The sequence below is a fragment of the Actinoplanes derwentensis genome (assembly GCF_900104725.1).
In the GTDB taxonomy this organism is placed as follows: Bacteria; Actinomycetota; Actinomycetes; order Mycobacteriales; family Micromonosporaceae; genus Actinoplanes; species Actinoplanes derwentensis.
The window spans coordinates 1004375-1022926 of sequence record NZ_LT629758.1; the positions used below are offsets into that span (position 1 = coordinate 1004375).

Sequence of the window (18552 nt, forward strand, 5' to 3'; positions counted from 1 at the left end):
GTCGTGGAGACCCCGGAGACCGACGTTTTCCTGTCTGGACTGCTCTTTGTGGACGTCGTGTTCGGCGGTCTCCCACAGGCTCCCGTGCTGGGCACCGAAACCTGGGCCACCAGCTTCGACACCGGCCCGGGCGGCATCGCCAACATGGCCGTCGCGCTCCGCCGGCTCGGCCTGCGCACCAGCCTGGCCGCCGCCTTCGGCGACGACTTCTACGGCGACTACTGCTGGCGTACGCTCGGCGACCGCGAGGACATCGATCTGTCCCGCTCACGGCGGTTCCCCGGCTGGCCGATGCCGGTGACCGCGGCCCTGGCGTACGGCGGTGATCGCGCTCTCGTCACCCACGAGAAACCGGCACCGATCACCCTGAACGAGCTGATCGGGGAGCCGCCCACCTGCCGCGCCGCGATGGTGCATCTCGGCCAGGACCCGCCGCAGTGGCTGACCACGGTCTCCGCGGCCGGCGGGCTGGTCTTCGCCGACGTCGGCTGGGACCCCGACGGCCGCTGGCCCGAGGAACTGCTCGACCAGCTGAGCGCCTGTCATGCCTTCATGCCCAACGAGCACGAGGCGATGGCGTACACCCGGACCTCGACACCGCAGGCGGCCCTGGCCCGGATCGCCGACCTCGTTCCCCTCGCCGTGGTCACCCGCGGTGACCGGGGGGCCCTCGCCATCGACGCCTCCACGGGGGAGACCGCCGAGGTCGCCGGGCTCCCGGTCACCGCGGTCGACCCGACCGGCGCCGGCGACGTCTTCTGCGCCGGGATGATCGCCGCCACCCTCGCCGGACTGTCCCTGGCCGACCGGCTCCGCTTCGCGAACCTCTGCGCCGCCCTGTCCGTCCAAGGCCTGGGCGGCGCCAACTCGGCACCCGACCAGCCGCGACTACGGCAATGGCGGGAGACCGCCCCACCTTCTTTACGACACGAGTACGGCTTTTTGGACTCCCCCTCTGTTCGGAAGGAATCGACATGACCCTTTCCCGACGTAATTTCCTCCGGTACGGCACTGCCGGGCTCGCCGCCGTGGCGGTTCCCGGACTCGCCGCCTGCACCTCCAGCACCGCGACCAGCGGTTTGTCGGGCGCCGGCGCCACCGCCCTCTGGTACTGGGGCGACGGGCTCAGCGACAAGGTGGTGGAAGCCGCCAAGACCCAGTTCGCCGGGCAGACCACCCTCGAACCCACCAAGGTCGGCGGTGACTTCAAGCAGAAACTCACCACCACCCTGTCGTCGCGGCAGTTCGTCCCGGCCATCACCGGCATCAAGGGTGAGGACATGGCGAACTTCCGGGGCAACGCCGACATGTTCGCCGACCTGAACGAGTACGGGTTCAAGGACCTGTCGTCGCAGTATCTGGAGTGGAAGGTCAAACAGGCCACCACCGCCGACGGCAAGGTCATCGGCTTCCCCATCGACATCGGCCCGACCGGCATGTTCTACCGCGAGGACGTCTTCGCCAAAGCCGGCCTGCCCACCGACCCGGCCGCGGTCAGCGCGCGACTGAGCACCTGGGACGCCTTCTACGACGCGGCGGTAGCGGCCAAGTCGAAGGTCCCCGGCACGTTCATGGTGATCAACGCCGGTGCCATCTTCAACCTGGTCATCGGGCAGGGCACCAAACGGTTCATCGACGAGAACAACACCTTCATCGGCGACCAGCCGCACGTGAGGGCGGCCTGGGACCTGGCGGTCCGCGCACACACCCTCGGGGTCTCCGGCAAGACCGAGGACGGTTCGGCGGACTGGACGGCCGGCATCTCCAAGGGCACACTGCCCTCGGTGATCGGCGCCGCCTGGGCCGGTATCGACATCCGCAACAACGCGGCCGACACCTCCGGCAAGTGGCGGGTCGCCTCCGCACCCGGCGGCCCCGGCAACTTCGGCGGTTCCTTCCTGGCGATCACCAAGCAGGCCGCGAACCCGCAGCTCGCGTTCGACATCGTCAAGTGGATCCTCAGCCCGGAGAACGCCGCTAACAACTTCACCGACTCGTCGCTGTTCCCGGCCAGCCCCGCCACCTACACCTCGGCTGCCCTCACCAGCGGCGACGACTTCTTCGGCGGCCAGAAGACCATCGACATCTTCGGTCCCGCCGCGCAGAAGATCCCGATCGCCTACGAGGCCGCCGCCGACGCCGCCGTCTCCGCCCCCTATTTCAACCAGCTCGGCAACGTCGAACAGGGCAAGAACGCCGACGAAGCCTGGGCCGAAGCGGTGAAGGAAGCCAAGCAGATCGGCACCCGGCAGGGAGTCAAGTGAATCGCGCCCGGTCACTGCGGTCGAGCTGGCCGCAGTACCTGGCGATCTCCCCGTTCTACCTGCTCTTCACGGTATTCCTGCTCGGGCCGACACTGTTCTCGCTCTACCTGGCGTTCCACCGCTGGGACGGCATCGGGGAGATGCAGTACGTCGGACTCGACCAGTTCCGGTTCCTGATCGAGGACGCCACGTTCTGGCTGTCGGTCCGCAACACCCTGGTCATCTGGGTCCTGAGCACCGTACCGATGCTCTTCTTCGCCCTGGTGCTCGCGGCGCTGCTGAACAACACCAAACGACTGGTCGGGTTCTACCGGGTGGCCCTGTTCATCCCGAACATCACCTCGGTGGTGGCGGTGGCGATCGTCTTCGGCGCGCTGTTCGCCAACAACTCCGGCCTGGTCAACATCACCCTGCAGGGACTCGGTCTGTCCGGCGTGCCGTGGCTGACCGACCCCTGGGCCATCAAGGTCGTGATCGCGATGCTGATGACCTGGCAGTGGACCGGTTACAACGCCCTGATCTACCTCGCCGGGATGCAGTCGATCCCGAGCGAACTCTACGAGGCCGCGAAGATCGACGGCGCCGGACCGGTCCGGGCGTTCCTCTCGATCACCATTCCGATGCTGCGGCCGATCATCCTGTTCACCGTGGTGGTCTCCACCATCACCGGCATGCAGAGTTTCACCGAGCCGCAGGTGCTGTTCGGCAACAACTCCGCAGTCAACGCCAACTCCGGCGGACCCGGACAGGCCGGCCTGACCATGGTGCTGTACTTCTACCGCACCGCGTTCGGGCAGAACGACTACGGCTACGGCGCCGCCATCGCGTGGGCCGTGTTCCTCATCGTCATGGTGTTCACCATCCTGAACTGGCGCCTCGTGCAGCGCCGGGCCGATTAAGGGGGCGCTGTGCGCAAGATCCTGCTCCATGGCTGCCTGGGCGTGGCGGTGCTGCTCTCGCTGTTCCCGTTCTACTGGACCGTGGTCATGGCCACGAACACCACCCAGGACGTGTTCCGCAACCCGCCGAAACTGACGATCGGCCCGCACCTGTTCGACAACGTCCAGACGGTGCTGCAGAGCGTCGACCTGATCGCGCCGATCGTGAACACCGTTCTGGTCGCCCTCGGCACCACCGTCCTGGTGCTGTTCTTCGACTCGCTCGCGGCGTTCGCCTTCGCCAAGTACGACTTCCCCGGCCGCAAGGTGCTGTTCGGCCTGCTGCTGCTGATGTTCATGGTGCCCACCCAGCTGGCCCTGATCCCGCAGTTCGTGATCATGGCGGAACTCGGCTGGGTCGGCACCCTCAAAGCCCTGGTCATCCCGGCCGCGGCCAACGCCTTCGGCATCTTCTGGATGCGGCAGTACATCAGCAACGCGGTCCCCGACGAGATGCTGGAAGCGGCCCACCTGGACGGCGCCGGCTTCTTCCGCATCTACCGCAGCGTCATCCTGCCCGTGATCCGCCCCGGCCTGGCCTTCCTGGGCATCTTCACGTTCATCGCCGCCTGGAACGACTACGTCTGGCCCCTGATCATCCTGCTGGACCCGAACAAGGTCACCTTGCAGGTGGCGTTGTCCCAGCTCAACGTAGGCCTGAAGCAGGACTACTCAGTCCTGATGGCGGGCGCTCTGATCGGCGTACTCCCACTGGTCGTGATGTTCGTCCTCTTCGCCCGCAACTTCATCGGCGACGCCGTGAAGGGAGCCGTCAAATGACGCCCGGCCCGGAGCATTCGCACCGGAGAGGAGGTCATTTGGTGACGCACGGGGGGACCTGCCCGTTGTGGCCGGAGGGCAGGACGAGTCCCGCATAGATCCAGCCGACGTACTTGTCGGACGGCTGCGAGGACCACAGGTCCTCGTTGCGCCGGTCAGTCGGCCAGCGGACGCGTAGCCACTTCGCTTCGACCTCGTCCGACACATCGGGGTCGAAGCCGGAGACCGACGAACAGTCGACCCACACGATCACCTGGTCGAACGCCGCGCCGATGTGGTACCCGTCGACCGCGGCCGACGAGCGGACCCAGAGGTGCCTCGGCGCCAGCACGAGAAACGGCGCGGGCACACCGGCTGGCGGGGTGATGCCCTGGTATTTCGCGGCCTCGCGTTCCGCTTCGGCGCGGCTGAGCCCGGCGGCCTCCCGCTGGAACTCCTGGGACTGAATGTTCACGTCCCGGCCCGCGTTGATGCCGCCGTTCTGGGCCTGCTGGTTCCCACTGCCCGACTGGGTCTGCGTGCTGTCCCGTCCTCCCGGCGAGGGGAGCAGGGTGGCCAGAACGATGCCGATGATCGCCACGACGACGCCGGCGATGGTCCAGTAGAAGGTCTTTCTCGGGATGCTCGGTGCCATCGGGGCTCCAGACATGATCTCCGGGACGACGACACACGCGGCTCGCCCGGTCACCATTCAGCATCGCCGCCATCGCGTTCGCCAGCGCCGTCCAGCGAACGGAACATTGTCAAAATGGCTCCTGAGCTGCGGTCATGCTGGATCGAGACGGTGAACGTCAGCGAATCGAACTGCCGTCGAGCCCCTGCCGCACCCGTTCGGCCTCCGCGGCTCGGCCCTGCTCCACATACATCTCATGAGCCTGCCGAAGCCGTCCGCGCCCCTCGTCCTCGCGCGACGGCATGGCGACGAGCACCCGGCCCAGCCGGGCCAGGGTGTTCGCCTCCGAGGAGACGTTCTTGAGTTCACGGTAGATCTCAGCCGCGGCGACCAGATCCTCGGCTGCCTCATCCAGGCGACCGGCTCCCTCGGCGACGATACCCAGGCTGTCCAGCGTCGCAGCCTCGCCGGACCGGTTCCCGAGCTGTCGGTGCAAGGCGAGAGCCTGTTCGCAGAAGGTCCGGGCGAGGTCATAGTGGCCGCCGTCGGCATGGGCTTCTCCGACTGCGTTGAGGCCGATGGCGATCCACGACTGCTGACCCACCTCCAGGAACAGGGCCAGGGCGCGCTCCGCGTGGTCGAGTTGCCGTTCGGTGTCGACGTCGTCCCAGGCGAAGTGAAGGGCTCGGTGAGTTTGGGCGAGGTTGGCCGTGTCGCTCGTCTGCTCGAAGTGCCGAATGGCCGGTTCCAGCAGTTCCAGCGCCTCTCGGTGGCGACCCTGGCGAGCGCGGATGTTGCCGAGACAGAGGCGAGCCAGCGCGATCGGCCCCGGGGCGCCGTCCTCCTCGGCGGCGGTGAGCCCACGTTGCCAGGTCTCGTCATGGCGGGCGATCAGCCCGCGCCGGTACTGGTAGTTGTCCAGACTCCAGGCCAACTGCCAGGTGATGGTCCGCCATTGGTGCTTCACGGCGGTTCGTTGTGTGACGACCAGATTGGCGTCGTTGATCTCGAACCAGTCCAGTGCGGCGTCGGCGGTGGCGAACGGCTGGATAGCGACGTCCGCTTCGGTGCGGGCGACCGTGATCGGTGGTCGTTGCGGGCTCAGCAGCCGATCGCCCTGGAACGCCATGCCGAGAAAATGCTCGGCGAGGCGACGCCGGGCGGCGGTCCGCTCGTCGTCGGCGACCTCCTCGGCGGCGCGTTCTGCGGCGAATGACCACATCAGGTCGTGCATCCGGTACCGGCCCCGTTCCGGCTCCTCCAGGAAGCTGGCATCGCTCAACACGGTCAACGGGCCACGGGCTGATTCCGGCGGGAGGGCCAGAAGGCTGGCCACCGCATCCAGGTCGAGTTCGACCCCGTTGCCCAGGCCGAGCATGCGGAAAGCGAACCGGGCCTGCGGGCCGAAGCCCAGGTATCCGGACGTCAGAACGGCCATCAGGTTCAGGTCCGCATTCCTGCTCGTCATCGCACGGACCGGGGATGCGCTGCTCCGATAGAGATCGACGATCTGCGTCAGAGGCCAGGTCGGGTGCATCCGAGCCTGCGCGCCGACGAGACTCAACGCCAGCGGCAGACCGGCGCAGATCCGGATCAGGTCCTCGGCGGGTTCCCGCTCGGCGGCCGTTCGCACCCGGCCGATCCGGGCGGCCAGCAGCGTGCGCGATTCCGCCTCGGTCAACACGTCCAGATGCAGCACCGCGGCGTCGTGCATCGACACCAGGTCGTAGAGCCTGTCCCGGCTGGTCACCACGACGGTGTGCGGCCCCTCGCCGGGCAGCAGCGGCTCAAGGTCGTCGTCTGCGGTCACGTTGTCCAGCGCGACGAGCAGCCGCCGTCCGGTGGTGATCTCCTGGTAGAGCGCGACCTGGGCACTCATCGCCTCCGGGATGGACCGTGCGGGAACGCCGAGGGCGGAGAGGAATCCGTGCAGGACCGCGCCGACGGATGCGAACTCGCGAAGGTCGGCATGGAGGCAACCGTCGGGCCACTTCGCTGCCCGCAGGCGCGCCCAGTGCCGCAGCAGCCAGGTCTTGCCGACTCCAGGCTGCCCGGTGATCAGCGTTGCTGTGCGGCGCGGCTGCCCGCGCCCGGCGACGTCCGCTGCCCGCGAGAGCTCAGTCAGGTCCGGCAGCCGGCCCACGAAGCCGTCCGGCGAGGGCTTGAGCAGGTGCGGCGCTCGGGTGCGCCGAATCCTGCGAGCATTCTCCGCCGAGGTCACGATGTCCTCGGCCAACTCGAACGCCTTCTGCGCCTCGGCCTTCGACCCGCTCATGGCCGTCACCAGCCGCCGGGCGGTGTCCGGCGGCGGCTTCTTCCGCCCGTTCAGCAGTTCGCTGAGGTGACTCGGCCCGATGCCGGCCCGTTTGGCGATCTCCCTGCGTACCGTCTTGGGCTTGGTGGAAGCCTCGAATGTCCGGTTGAGCAGCATGGCGAACAGGGCTAGGAGATCCGCGTGCGGGCCGACCGTATCGAGCACCATGTGCACCACTCCACGTGAATGGATGTGCGGAACCGGGATTCCATTGTGGCGCTTCTTGATTCCCCGAAGACCCCGCCATGACACCACCGGGATCAGCCGGTACGGCTCGAGGGTGATGGCGCTGGGACTCAGCGGGCGGTCACGGGGAGAGGACGCGCTGGTGGAGAGCGGACACCGCGGCGCGGGCGGAGACGAAAGCACCGTGTTGCCAGGCGACCTCGTGGCTCAGCCAGTCGCCGGCGAAATAGACGCGGCCGGCCGGTTGCAGCAGCAGACGGTAGCCGGGGGTGGTCCACGGCGGGGACGTCCACGCGCCCTCCAAGTAGGGCGTCCGGTGCCACGCTATCGAGAACGCCGATGCCAGCTCGGTGCGGTACTTCTCGCCGTGGATCTTCACGCCCTGCATGACGGCACGTTCGGTGCGTTCGGCGGGGGACAGGGCGCCGTACGTCCGGGCCGCCGTTCCGGTGTTGTAGTAGCCGACGATCAGGCCTCGCGCGGCGTGGAAGTCGTGCGACGGGTACCAGACGTGGGCCAGGTCCAGATCCGTCTCGGTGATGCCGCCGTAGATGCGCAGGTCGGTCTCCCACCAGCGGCTGCGGTACTCCAGGCCGATCTTGCCGGAGGCCGCGGCCGGGAACGACGACAGCGCTGCGGTGACGTCGGCTCCCAGGTTGTGCGGCACCCGGGCCATCAGGTGCGGCGGCAGGGTGGCCACACAGAAGTCGGCCGTCACCGTCCGCGTTCGGCCACCCTGCCGGTAGGTGACCGTCACGTCCGAGGCGCGGCCGGTCACGTCCAGGACCTCGGCGCTCAGCCGCACCCGATGTCTGCCGACGGCGGTGGTCAGCGCGGAGGCGATCCGGTCCATGCCACCGACCGGCTGAAACATCATCATCGCCTGGTCGTAGCCGAATTCGAAACTGAAGTAGCGGCCCACATTGCTGGCGAAAACGTCCGACAGGGCCGGTGGCCCGGGCAGCGGAGTGCCTTCGTTCAAACCCGCGCCCGGGTACGTGGTGAAGCCCCGCCGATTCGTGCCGCGATATTCGTGGGCTGATCCGATCGCCCCGAATCCTTCCAGGAAAGACAGCAGCCGTGCCTTGTCCGTGCTGGTCAGCGAACTGTCCAGGGCACCCTGGTCGGTGGCTTTGGCCAGCAGTTCGGCTACATACCCGTACACATCGGCCTTTGCCGTCCGATATTTTATCGGTGTGCCGGTGGCCTCGTTGTAGATCATCGCGTCCGCGTTGGCATTGACGAACGGCTGAATCGGAACGCCCAGCTCACGACAGTAATCCAGGGTGACCATCCACTGGGCGATGCGGGCCGGGCCGGCATTGAGATAGGTGCCGGGGGAGTATTCGGCCCGCTGGGTGTGCCCGTCCAGATCGGTCTGCACGGTCCCGCCGCGAACCGTGAAGTTGCGGCCACCGGTGACGTCCCGGGCTTCCAGGATCGTGCAGTCGTAACCGGCTTTGCCCAGCTCGTAAGCGGCGGCCAGCCCGGCGATGCCACCACCGAGGATCACCACCTTGCGGGCCGCGCGCCCGGTCAGGTGGAAGTCGGCTGGGCTGGGTGCCCGGAACGCCGGTGTGGCGGCGTGCGCGGGCGCGAGCCCGAGTGCCCCCATCGTGGCGAACATGGCCCCGGCACCACCACTGACACCCACCGCGGACAGGAATCTACGTCGAGTGATCTCATCGCGCATGAGCCCGAGTGTCGTCACGCCGCATTGCATCGACGTCCGTCAACTGTTGCGGGGCTATTACAAGCGCTGTCACGAAGCGCTGAGTACGACGCAGCCCTTGCCCGCGGCCTTCGCCCGGTAGAGCGCGGCATCGGCGTCGCTGAGTATCGAACCCAGGGTGGCGCGGCCGGTCGGCTCGTAGGCGAGACCCACACTGGCGCCGACCCGTCCCTTCGCGCTGATCTCCGCGACCAGGCGTTCACCGAGGGCGGCCGCCTCGGCGAGTGACGGCGACGGCTCCAGCACCACCGCGAACTCGTCGCCGCCCAGCCGGCTCACCGTGTGCCCGGCCGGTACCGCGGCGTTCAGCACGTCCGCCACCTCGACCAGCACCTCGTCGCCGACGGCGTGCCCGAAACGGTCGTTGATCTGTTTGAAGCCATCCAGGTCGAGCAGCAGCAGAGTCACCGGCTCGCCGGTTCGTCCCCAGGCGGCGGCGTGTTCGTAGAGGTACTTCCGGTTCGCCAATCCGGTCAGGTGGTCGTGGGTGGCCTGATACTGCAGTTCGGCGCGGGCCTCGTCGACTTCGGCCAGCAGGAGCGAATTGCCGTACAAGGCCAGGAACTGACGCAGGAGAACCAGGACGAACAGCACCGCCATGGCGGCGAACAGCACCCCGTCGAACATGCCGGTGAACCAGCTGGTCACCGCCACCGGAAACGCGCACAGCACCGGTGCGTACGGCAACAGGGCTCGTCTCCCGGTCGCGGCACCGCCCCACGGTGGCACGTCCGTCGGCATCGGATAGCGCCCCATCCGCAACAGTAGGTACGTGGCGAAACTCATCAGCGCCGACACCGACGCTATCTGGTTGGACAGTCCGCGCAGCACGAAGCTGGAGTAGAGGATGGTCGAGATGCCGAAACACCCGAACGCGGCAGCGAGCATCGTGTACGCGTTGGTGCCGTCGGCCCGGCGCCGGGACAGCAGCACCAGCGACATCGCCGTCGTGCAGATGTGCATGCACACCGCGACGGCCATGATGGTGGTGAAGAGCCCACCCACATTCCGGTACGCCGGGGCGAGCAGATAGGCCCACGCCGGAACGAACATCGCGCTGGCGGCCATGGCCCCGTCAGCGGCCATCCGCAGCCGTTCCCGCCACGCCAGAGCCGCGTTCGGCCCGACGATCGGGCACAACATCGCCAGCATGGTGCCCAGGCCACCCATGATCGCGTCCGGCTGTGGGGGCGGACTCTGGTCACGTTGCGCGGCGGTGATCAGGCTCAGCACCGTGCCCACCAGCCACAAGAGCATTCCGGCGGCGACCAGCGCCCAGGCCAGGCGCTCTCGTCCGCTCGCGCCGGCCGCCCGCCGCCCGAGCACCCACAGAGCAGCGGCGGCGACGACGACAGCGACAACGCTGCCAGCCATCAGCAGCGGCTGCGGGAAGCCCGCAGCGGTCAGTACCACCTGGCAAGCCACACCGATCCCGGCTACCACCGGCAGGCCAGCCCTCATATCAGGATCTTCGACCCCGATCGCCCAGAGCTGAGTCCTCACCCCGGCGCCGCCCTCGGCGGCCGGCCCGCACTCGGGTCGCGGGTCCCGCCTTCGGGTTGAGTGCTCGCCCGGCGACGGCTTCGGTGGCCGGTCCCGGCCTCCGATCGCGGGTGCGCTACCCCTGGCGGCGCAGGTCGGACTGCAGGATCAGTGCTGCAGCCCCGGTCGCGGACGCGGTGGCCGCGGCCAATGAGACGGTGACGGTGACGGTGCGGTGCCAGGTCCGGGTGTCGGCGGGCTGGATCCGGCGCATGATGGCCGGGCCGTAGACGAACGACGCCGCCGCGAACCCCGGGCCGGTCAGCACCAGCAGGCCGATGTCCAGCAGGTTGACCACTGACTCGGCGGCCGCCGCCACATACCTCGCCGAGTCCTCCAGCAATGCCAGACAGCGGGGGGCTCCGGCGCGGGCCGCCCGGGCGATCGCGGCGAAATCCGCAGTCACGCCGCGAGGTACGCCCGGTGCGAGACCCGCCTCGGCGACCGCGCGCGGGTCGGAGCGGGCGGCCTCGACCACCGTCCGCGGGCCGGCCAGCGTTTCGAGGCACCCTCGGCTGCCGCACCAGCACTCCGGGCCGTCGACCTGGACGCACATGTGGCCGAACTCGCCGGCCGATCCGTGGCCACCGCGTAACGCCCGGCCCTCGACGACGATCCCGGCACCGATGCCGGCGCCCATGTGCAGGGCCGCGAACGCCCGGTCCGCACCGACCCGGGCCACCCAGTACTCACCGACCGCCGCCGCAGTCGCGTCGTTCTCCACCAGCACCGGCCGGCCGCTCTCCTCGGTGAGGCGTTTGCCCAGCTCGGTGGCGTCCCAGCCGCGCAGATGGGGTACGTCGTCGCGAGGTCCGGGCCAGACCACCCCGATGCCCAGACAGCGAGCACGATCCACACCCGACGCGGTGAGCAGCAGACCGATGCCGTCGGTCAGGTGCGCGAGAAGCCCACCGCTGACAACTGGCTCTTCCGTGTGCCGGGTTCGGGTGCGATTCACACCCGAACCCGGCACCCCACCGTGACCGTTCGCCGATGCCGGGCGGGCCAGGCCGGCCGGGCGAGCCAGGCGGGAGATGACGCCACCGGTCTGACCGGTCAGGACGAACGTCGTCACGTCACGGTCCAGGTGGATGCCGACGGACAGGCGGGCGGCCGGATCCAGGCGAAGCATGGTGCGCGGTTTACCGCCGGTCGGGGTACGGCCGGTCTCGACGAGCAGCCCCTCATCGAGCAGGCGACGCACCGTCATCGACACCGCCGCCTCGGTGAGGCCGGTGATCGAGGCCAGCTCGACACGGCTCAGTTGTTCGGCGGCGCGAATGGCGTCGAGGACGCTCTCGCGAGCCGCCGGCCGACGCCCACGACCGGGACGGCCACCCGGCACCTCGCCGACTGTCTCACTCACGCGGCGCTCCCCGAAGACTCGTGCGGAAACCCATGCGGCGCTGCCCGAAATCTCGCACGGCGTTCCCCGAGAACTCGCGGAGAAGCCCGCACGGCGCTCCCCGACAAACTCGCGCGGATGCTCATGCGGTGCCTCCGAGAATTCATGCGGCTTTCCCGGGCACCGCCGTGGCGCGGATCAGCAGGACACGGTCCGGGTAGAGGACCGGGAGCCGCAGGCCGGCGGAACCGAGCACGCGCCCGTTCAGGCGCACGCCCTGCGGGGTGCACCAGGGTAGCGCGGCTCCCCACGCTGCGGCGTTGCCGTCGGCGACATCGCCGGGTGGCTGGGGCCGCACGTGCCAGCGGGTGTCCGGTGCGAGGCCGGGCAGGGGCACCGCGCCAGGTGGGTAGGAGACGCTGGTGGCGGTCGCGGTCAGCGCGAACAGGGCGTCGGTGGGGGAGACGACTCCGGTGAGCGAGTACGCCGGATCGGCCACGTCCCCATGAACGAGCGTCCCGGAGTGCAGCAGCCCCCGAACCTCCTTGAAGAGGGCGACCCATTCGGCTAGCCGGGACAGATCGGAAGCGGACGCCGCGGTGAGGTCCCACTCGATTCCGAAATGGCCGAACAGGGCGACGGCCGCTCGGGTGTCCAGCGGCAGTGCGCGGTGCGTGGTGTGTGCTTCCGGGGAGCCGACATGCGACCCGATCAGTTCGAGGGGCACCAACACCGAGGTCCACCGCTGGATGGCCACCCGCTCGTGCGCGTCGATGCAGTCCGAGGCCCAGATCCGGTCGGTACGTTCGAGGATCTCCAGGTCGACGCGCCCGCCGCCGGACGAACACGACTCGATCTCCACCCCGGGATGCCGGGCACGCAACTCGTCGAGCAGCCGGTAGACGGCCCGGGTCTGGTCGTGGACTCCGGCCCGCCCGGTCGCCGGGTGCCCGGCTTCGACCAGATCGCGGTTGTGATCCCACTTGAGGTAGGCGATGTCATTCTCGGTCAGGAGCGTGTCGAGATGGTCGCGGATGTACTCGTACGCCGCCGGGTTGTGCAGGTCCAGAACCTGCTGCGACCGTGCGGCGGGCGGCAGACGGTGACCGGTGCCCATCATCCAGTCTGGGTGGGCACGCGCCAGCTCCGAATCCGGATTGATCATCTCGGGTTCGACCCAGAGCCCGAACTCCATGCCCAGCTCACGGACCACGTCGATGAGAGGGGTGAGCCCGTCCGGCCACACGTCGGCGGAGACCGTCCAGTCGCCGAGCCCGGACGTGTCGTCGCGCCGTGACCCGAACCAGCCGTCGTCGAGCACGAACCGTTCCACACCCACCGACGCGGCGGCCTGAGCCAGGGCGGTCAGGCGCTCCAGATCGTGGTCGAAGTAGACGGCCTCCCACGTATTGATCACTACCGGTCGCGCCCGGGACGGATGATGCGGCCGGGCGCGCAGCAGATCATGGAAGCGCGCGGAGAGGCCGTCAAGCCCGTCCGCGGAGAACGCTCCGTAGATCCACGGCGTCTCGTAGGACTCACCCTCGCCCAGGCCCACCTCACCGGGCAGCAGCAACTCGCCACCACCGAGCGCGGAATGCCCGTGATAGTTACGCTCGGCGACGGTCCGCGCGTTGCCGGAGAACGCGGTGTGCAACCCCCACACCTGTCCGTGCCGGTTGGCGAATCCCGCGGTCCCGGCGCACAGCAGATAGGCGGAGTCGTATCCGGTGCGCCCGGTGCGGTTCTCCCGGACCCGCAGCCCGTGCGTGAACGCGGTCCGTTGCGGCGAACGTTCGCGCAGGTGGTGACCGGTGAAGTCGAGCAGTTCGGTGGTCTCGCCCGGCACCGGCAGGAACAGTGTCAGGTGCTCCAGCCAATAGGTCCCCGGCGCGACGCTGGTCAGCCGCGTCCGCGCCCGCAGCACCCCGGACGGCGACAACTCCAGCTCGATGGCCAGCGCCAGCCCGGCTTCCCGATCAAGACCATTGATGAGTACGCCGGACGAGCCCTGGACCACCCCGGTCAACTCGAACGCGCTGGACCAGGCCCGGCCGTCCCGGTGCCCGGCGAGCCCGGGGTGGCCGAGCCACCCGGCGGACTGCTCGGGAACGATCCCGGCCCGAGCCGCCCCGTCGACGGAGAACCCGATCGGCTGCGGCGCGGCGGCCACCAGCAGATCCGGCTCCTTGGGGGTGCCGAGAGCCGCTCCCCAGTGCAGGATCGAGGGAAGTGCGGGGCCCCGGCAGTCCAGCACCAGACTCGTCCCGGCAGCGGTGAGGTGCACCAGATCGGTCATTGGGAGGACGCCTCCACCAGCGTTGACGGGCTTCGTTCAGTTGCTTAAGAATGTGGGAACCCCGGCTCGGCGACAACCCCTGAGGAGCGACCCGATGCTCAAGACCGACCTGCACACGGGCTGGACCGTCCGTGCAGCCGGTGGCCCCATCCCGTCCGGGATCGCCGCTTCCCCAGTGCCCGCGACGGTGCCCGGCACGGTCCACACCGATCTGCTCGCCGCCGGGCTGATCCCCGACCCTTACCTGGGCGGCAACGAGGCCGATCTCGCCTGGTTCCACCGCAGCGCCTGGATTTACGACACCGTGGTGACCGCCGCGCCGGCCGGTGACGGCGAGCGCGTCGACCTGGTCTTCGACGGGCTCGACACGGTGGCGGCGGTGTCGTTCGGCGGGGCCGAGGTGGGGCGGACCCGGAACATGCACCGCAGTTACCGCTTCGACGTGCGGCACCTGCTGCACGACGGCGGCATCCCGCTGAGTGTGCGTTTCGACTCGGCCCTCGATTACGCCGAGCAGAGCGAACGGGAGCTGGGCAGCCGGCCCCGGCCGTACCATCATCCGTTCAACGCCGTCCGCAAGATGGCCTGCTCCTTCGGTTGGGACTGGGGCCCGGACCTGCAGACGGCCGGCATCTGGAAGAGCGTGCGCCTGGAACGCTGGCACACCGCCCGGCTGGCCACCGTCCGCCCGCTCGCCACCCGCGACCGGCTCACCGTGCACATCGACCTGGAGCGCGCCGCGGACGTCCCGGTGACGGTCGAGGTGACCGCCGGCGAGCACACCGCGGTCATCGAACTGCCCGGCGGCATCGACCAGGGCGCCGTCGAACTCGCCGTGCCGGACGCCCCGCTCTGGTGGCCCGCCGGTTACGGCGACCAGCCACTCGTCGACGTCACCGTGACCCTGCGCGACAGCACCGAGACCCTCGATGAGCACCACAGCCGAGTCGGGTTCCGTGACGTGCAGCTCGACGAGAGCCCCGATGAACACGGCAGCCGCTTCGCTCTGTCGGTCAACGGCACCGAGATCTTCGTCCTCGGGCTCAACTGGATCCCCGAGGACCACCTGCTCACCCGGATCACCCGGGAACGCCTGGAAGCCTCGGTGGACCGGGCCGTCGCCGCCAACGCCAACCTGCTGCGCGTCTGGGGCGGCGGCATCTGGGAGACCGGTGACTTCTACGACGTGTGCGACGAACGCGGCGTCCTCGTCTGGCAGGACTTCCCACTCGCCTGCGCGGCTTACTCCGAGGAGGAGCCGCTCCGCTCCGAGATCCTCACCGAAGCCCGGGAGAACGTCGCCCGGCTCGCCCCGCACCCGTCGCTGATCCTGTGGAACGGCGGGAACGAGAACATCTGGGGTCACGAGGACTGGGGCTGGAAAGAAGCACTGAACGGCGCCACCTGGGGTGCCCGCTACTACTACGAGGACTTCCCGGCGCTGCTCGCCGAACTCGACCCGACCCGGCCGTACCACCCGGGCAGCCCGTCCAGCCCCGGTTTCGCGCCGGAGGACGTGCACCCGAACGACGACCGGCACGGCACCCGGCACGAGTGGGAGGCCTGGAACCGGCAGGATTACACCCACCACGACGGCTTCGTGCCCCGGTTCTGCTCTGAGTTCGGCTGGCAGGCGCCGCCGACCTGGGCCACCCTGACCGCCGCGCTCGCCCCCGAGGATCTGCGCAAGGAATCGGCCGCCTTCCTGTTGCACCAGAAAGCCGAGGACGGCAACGGCAAACTCGACCGCGGGCTCGCCCACCACATGCGGGTCCCCGCCGACTTCGGTGACTGGCACTGGGCCACCCAGCTCAACCAGGCCCGCGCCACCCGTTACGCCGTCGACCACCTGCGCAGTCATGCTCCACGAACCATGGGCAGCATCATCTGGCAGCTCAACGACTGCTGGCCGGTCACCTCGTGGGCGGTCGTCGACGGGGCGGGACGGCTCAAACCCGCTTGGTATGCGCTGCGCCGGGCGTACGCCGCAATCAGGGTCTCGTTTGTCCGCCGGGGAGACCGCACGCTGCTCGCAGTGATCAACGACAGCGATCTGCCGTGGCGCGAGAGCGCCCGTTTCCGGCGACTCCGTTTCGACGGCACGGTCCTCGCCGAGATCAGCTCGGACGTCTCGGTGACGCCCCGCTCGGTGACCCTCATCGATATTGCCCCCTCGTTGCTCGCTGCTTCCGACCCCACCCGGGAGGCGCTGGTCGCCGACGCCGGCGGGCTTCGCGCCACGCATCTGTTCGCCGAGGACAAGGACCTCAATTACGACCCCGCTGCGGTGCGGGCACACACGGTCGCCGTCGAAGGTGGTTACTCGGTGACCGTGACCGCGGCATCGTTCGCCCGGGACGTCGCCGTCCTCGCTGACCGGGTCGCTCCCGACGCCGTCGTCGACGACATGCTCATCGATCTCCTTCCTGGGGAGAACCATACTTTTCAGGTGTTGACGGATTCTGTAGTCGACGCGGAGACGTTCAGTGCCCCCGAGGTGCTGCGATCGGCGAACGTCCTGACCAGCCCGGCCAAGGTCGGCTGAATGCTGATCGGCCTGGTGCTCACCGGTAGCACCGCCCGGGTGGGCGTCGAGCCGTTCTTCATGGAGCTGATCGCCGGCATGGAGGATGCCCTCGCTCCGCGGGGCCTCACCGTCCTGCTGCTGGTCGTCCCGTCGGTCGAGGCCGAGCTGGACACCTATCGACGCTGGGCCGGCGACCACACTGTGCGGGCCGTCGTCGTGGTCAACCTTGTCCACGACGACCCGCGACCGGAGTTCCTGGCCGCGCTGGGCCTGCCCGCGGTGCTGGCCGGGCGCACCGACCACCCCGGTTTCGCCAGGGTGGTGACCGACGACGCGGGCGCCCTGACCGTCGCGGTGGACCTGCTGGCGGAGTTGGGCCACCGCGTCATCGGCCGGGTCACCGGGCCCGCCGACCTGGTCCACACCGCCGACCGGACGGCCGCCATGCTTCTCGCGGCCGCGCGACACGACATCCGGGTGCACCTGGTGGAAGGTGACTACAGCGCGTCCGCCGGGATCCGCGGGGTGCGGGAACTTCTCGCCGTCACCCCGCCGCCCACGGCCGTCGTCTTCGACAACGACGTGATGGCCGTCGCCGCCTCCAACTCCGGCATCGACGTCCCCGGCCAGGTCAGCCTGCTCGTTCACGACGACTCGCCGCTCTGTGAACTCGCCGTGCCGCCGCTCTCCGCCCTCAGCATCGACGTGCACGAACACGGGCGGGTCCTCGGCCGTGTCGTCCTGGCCGCCCTCGACGGTGCCGCGCCTGCCGAGTACCCGGGCCCACCGGTCCGGGTCCTGCGCCGGGCCAGCATAGAGTCGGTTCGGTGAGCTTCGACGTCACCGCCTTCCGCACCCACTTCCCGTCTCTCGACTCCGGCCTGGCCTTCTTCGACGGGCCCGGCGGCACCCAGACCCCGCGCCCGGTCGCCGAGGCGATCGTCGCGACGATGACCGGGCCGCTCTCCAACCGGGGCGCGGTCAGCATCTCCGAACGCAACGCCGACCGGGCCGTCACCGACTTCCGGTCCGCCTACGCCGACCTGCTGGGCGTGCCCGCGAACGGCATCGTGCACGGGCGCAGCGCCACCCAGCTCACCTACGACTTCTCCCGGCACCTGGCCAAGACCTGGCAGCCCGGCGACGAGATCGTGGTCAGCCGCCTCGACCACGACAGTAACGTCCGCCCGTGGATCCAGGCGGCCGCCGCCACCGGGGTCACGGTCCGCTGGATCGAGATCGACCCCGCTACCACCGAACTCGACCTCTCCCTGGAACTCTCGCCCCGCACCCGGCTGGTGGCGGTTACCGCGGCCTCCAACGTGCTCGGCACCGTCACCCCGCTCCGGAAGATCGCCGACATGGCCCACGCGGTCGGCGCCCTGCTTTACGTGGACGGGGTGCACTACGCCGCTCACCGGTTCGTGGACGTGCCCGCGCTCGGCGCCGACCTGTTCGTGTGCTCGCCGTACAAGTTCCTCGGCCCGCACTGTGGTGTCCTCGCCGCCGACCCGGCGCTGCTGGAGACGCTGCGGCCGGACAAACTGATCCCGTCGGCGGACACCGTGCCCGAGCGTTTCGAGTTCGGCACCCTGCCGTACGAGCAACTGGCCGGCGCCACCGCGGCGGTCGACTTCCTCGCTTCGGGTTACTCGGGCACGCGCCGGGAGCGCCTGGTCCAGTCCTTTCAAGCACTGCACGCGCACGAGGGCATGCTGCGGGCCCGCATCGAGAACGGCCTGGACGGCATCACCCTCCACTCGAAGGCCGCCGACCGGACGCCCACGCTGCTGATGAGTTTCGAAGGTCAGGACGCCCGCGACGCTCAGCTCTTCCTGGCCGCCCGGGACGTCCTGGCGCCGGCCGGGTCCTTCTACGCCCACGAGCCGTTCGAAGCCCTCAAACTGCCGAATCCCGCGCTGCGGGTGGGACTGGCCGCTTACAACACGGTGGACGAGGTGGACCGGCTTCTCCACGGGCTGGCCGCCTTCCGATCAGCCGCCTGAGCGGCG

Annotated in this window: 13 protein-coding genes; 7 read left to right on the forward strand and 6 right to left on the reverse strand. The window is 69.2% G+C overall.

The genetic code is table 11. The features are described from left to right. The first annotated feature begins 3 nt into the window (after window positions 1–3). The 4 genes from BLU81_RS04445 to BLU81_RS04460 are packed head-to-tail and all read left to right on the forward strand — an operon-like array spanning window position 4 to window position 3982. Window positions 4–978 carry a carbohydrate kinase family protein gene (locus tag BLU81_RS04445; protein ID WP_092541858.1) on the forward strand — a complete coding sequence of 325 codons (975 nt, stop codon included), beginning with the start codon at window positions 4–6 and terminating at the stop codon, window positions 976–978. After that, on the forward strand, window positions 975–2264 hold the full coding sequence (locus tag BLU81_RS04450; protein ID WP_157751225.1) for an ABC transporter substrate-binding protein: 1290 nt from the start codon (window positions 975–977) through the stop codon (window positions 2262–2264). The genes BLU81_RS04445 and BLU81_RS04450 overlap by 4 nt, the downstream gene beginning before the upstream one ends. After that, window positions 2261–3163: a carbohydrate ABC transporter permease gene (locus BLU81_RS04455; protein ID WP_197686116.1), complete on the forward strand. Its 903-nt coding sequence runs from the start codon at window positions 2261–2263 to the stop codon at window positions 3161–3163. Before BLU81_RS04450 ends, BLU81_RS04455 begins: the two co-directional genes overlap by 4 nt. Window positions 3164–3172: 9 nt before the next feature. Further along, the gene (locus tag BLU81_RS04460) at window positions 3173–3982 is read left to right on the forward strand and encodes a carbohydrate ABC transporter permease (RefSeq protein WP_197686117.1); all 810 of its coding nucleotides are present in this window, start codon (window positions 3173–3175) and stop codon (window positions 3980–3982) included. A gap of 34 nt (window positions 3983–4016) precedes the next feature. Here the strand turns inward: BLU81_RS04460 and BLU81_RS04465 are convergent, their stop codons facing one another. The 6 genes from BLU81_RS04465 to BLU81_RS04490 form a co-directional block, all read right to left on the reverse strand. Continuing rightward, window positions 4017–4616 (reverse strand): hypothetical protein, encoded by a 600-nt coding sequence (locus tag BLU81_RS04465; RefSeq protein ID WP_157751227.1) that lies wholly within the window; start codon window positions 4614–4616, stop codon window positions 4017–4019. 157 nt (window positions 4617–4773) lie between these two features. Then, window positions 4774–7077, reverse strand: coding sequence for a tetratricopeptide repeat protein (locus BLU81_RS04470; RefSeq protein WP_157751229.1), 2304 nt, complete (start codon window positions 7075–7077; stop codon window positions 4774–4776). 139 nt (window positions 7078–7216) lie between these two features. Further along, window positions 7217–8722, reverse strand: a complete 1506-nt coding sequence (locus BLU81_RS04475; protein WP_231954156.1) for a flavin monoamine oxidase family protein — start codon at window positions 8720–8722, stop codon at window positions 7217–7219. Between the two features lie 135 nt (window positions 8723–8857). Beyond that, the gene (locus tag BLU81_RS04480; protein WP_092541868.1) at window positions 8858–10288 is read right to left on the reverse strand and encodes a GGDEF domain-containing protein; all 1431 of its coding nucleotides are present in this window, start codon (window positions 10286–10288) and stop codon (window positions 8858–8860) included. Window positions 10289–10445: 157 nt separating this feature from the next. Continuing rightward, window positions 10446–11735 carry an ROK family transcriptional regulator gene (locus BLU81_RS04485; RefSeq protein ID WP_092541870.1) on the reverse strand — a complete coding sequence of 430 codons (1290 nt, stop codon included), beginning with the start codon at window positions 11733–11735 and terminating at the stop codon, window positions 10446–10448. Between the two features lie 142 nt (window positions 11736–11877). Then, entirely contained in the window at window positions 11878–14013 is a 2136-nt protein-coding gene (locus tag BLU81_RS04490) for an alpha-galactosidase (protein ID WP_092541872.1), read from the reverse strand. A gap of 94 nt (window positions 14014–14107) precedes the next feature. On the opposite strand from BLU81_RS04490, the gene BLU81_RS04495 reads away from it, so the two are divergent. From BLU81_RS04495 to BLU81_RS04505, 3 genes are read left to right on the forward strand one after another with little or no spacing between them, the layout of a single operon-like run. Next, the gene (locus BLU81_RS04495; RefSeq protein WP_092541874.1) at window positions 14108–16558 is read left to right on the forward strand and encodes a glycoside hydrolase family 2 protein; all 2451 of its coding nucleotides are present in this window, start codon (window positions 14108–14110) and stop codon (window positions 16556–16558) included. Next, complete coding sequence (locus BLU81_RS04500) at window positions 16559–17371, forward strand: LacI family DNA-binding transcriptional regulator (RefSeq protein WP_092541876.1); 813 nt, start codon at window positions 16559–16561, stop codon at window positions 17369–17371. Then, window positions 17368–18546 (forward strand): cysteine desulfurase-like protein, encoded by a 1179-nt coding sequence (locus BLU81_RS04505; RefSeq protein ID WP_092541878.1) that lies wholly within the window; start codon window positions 17368–17370, stop codon window positions 18544–18546. The genes BLU81_RS04500 and BLU81_RS04505 overlap by 4 nt, the downstream gene beginning before the upstream one ends. The last annotated feature ends 6 nt before the right edge of the window (window positions 18547–18552 follow it).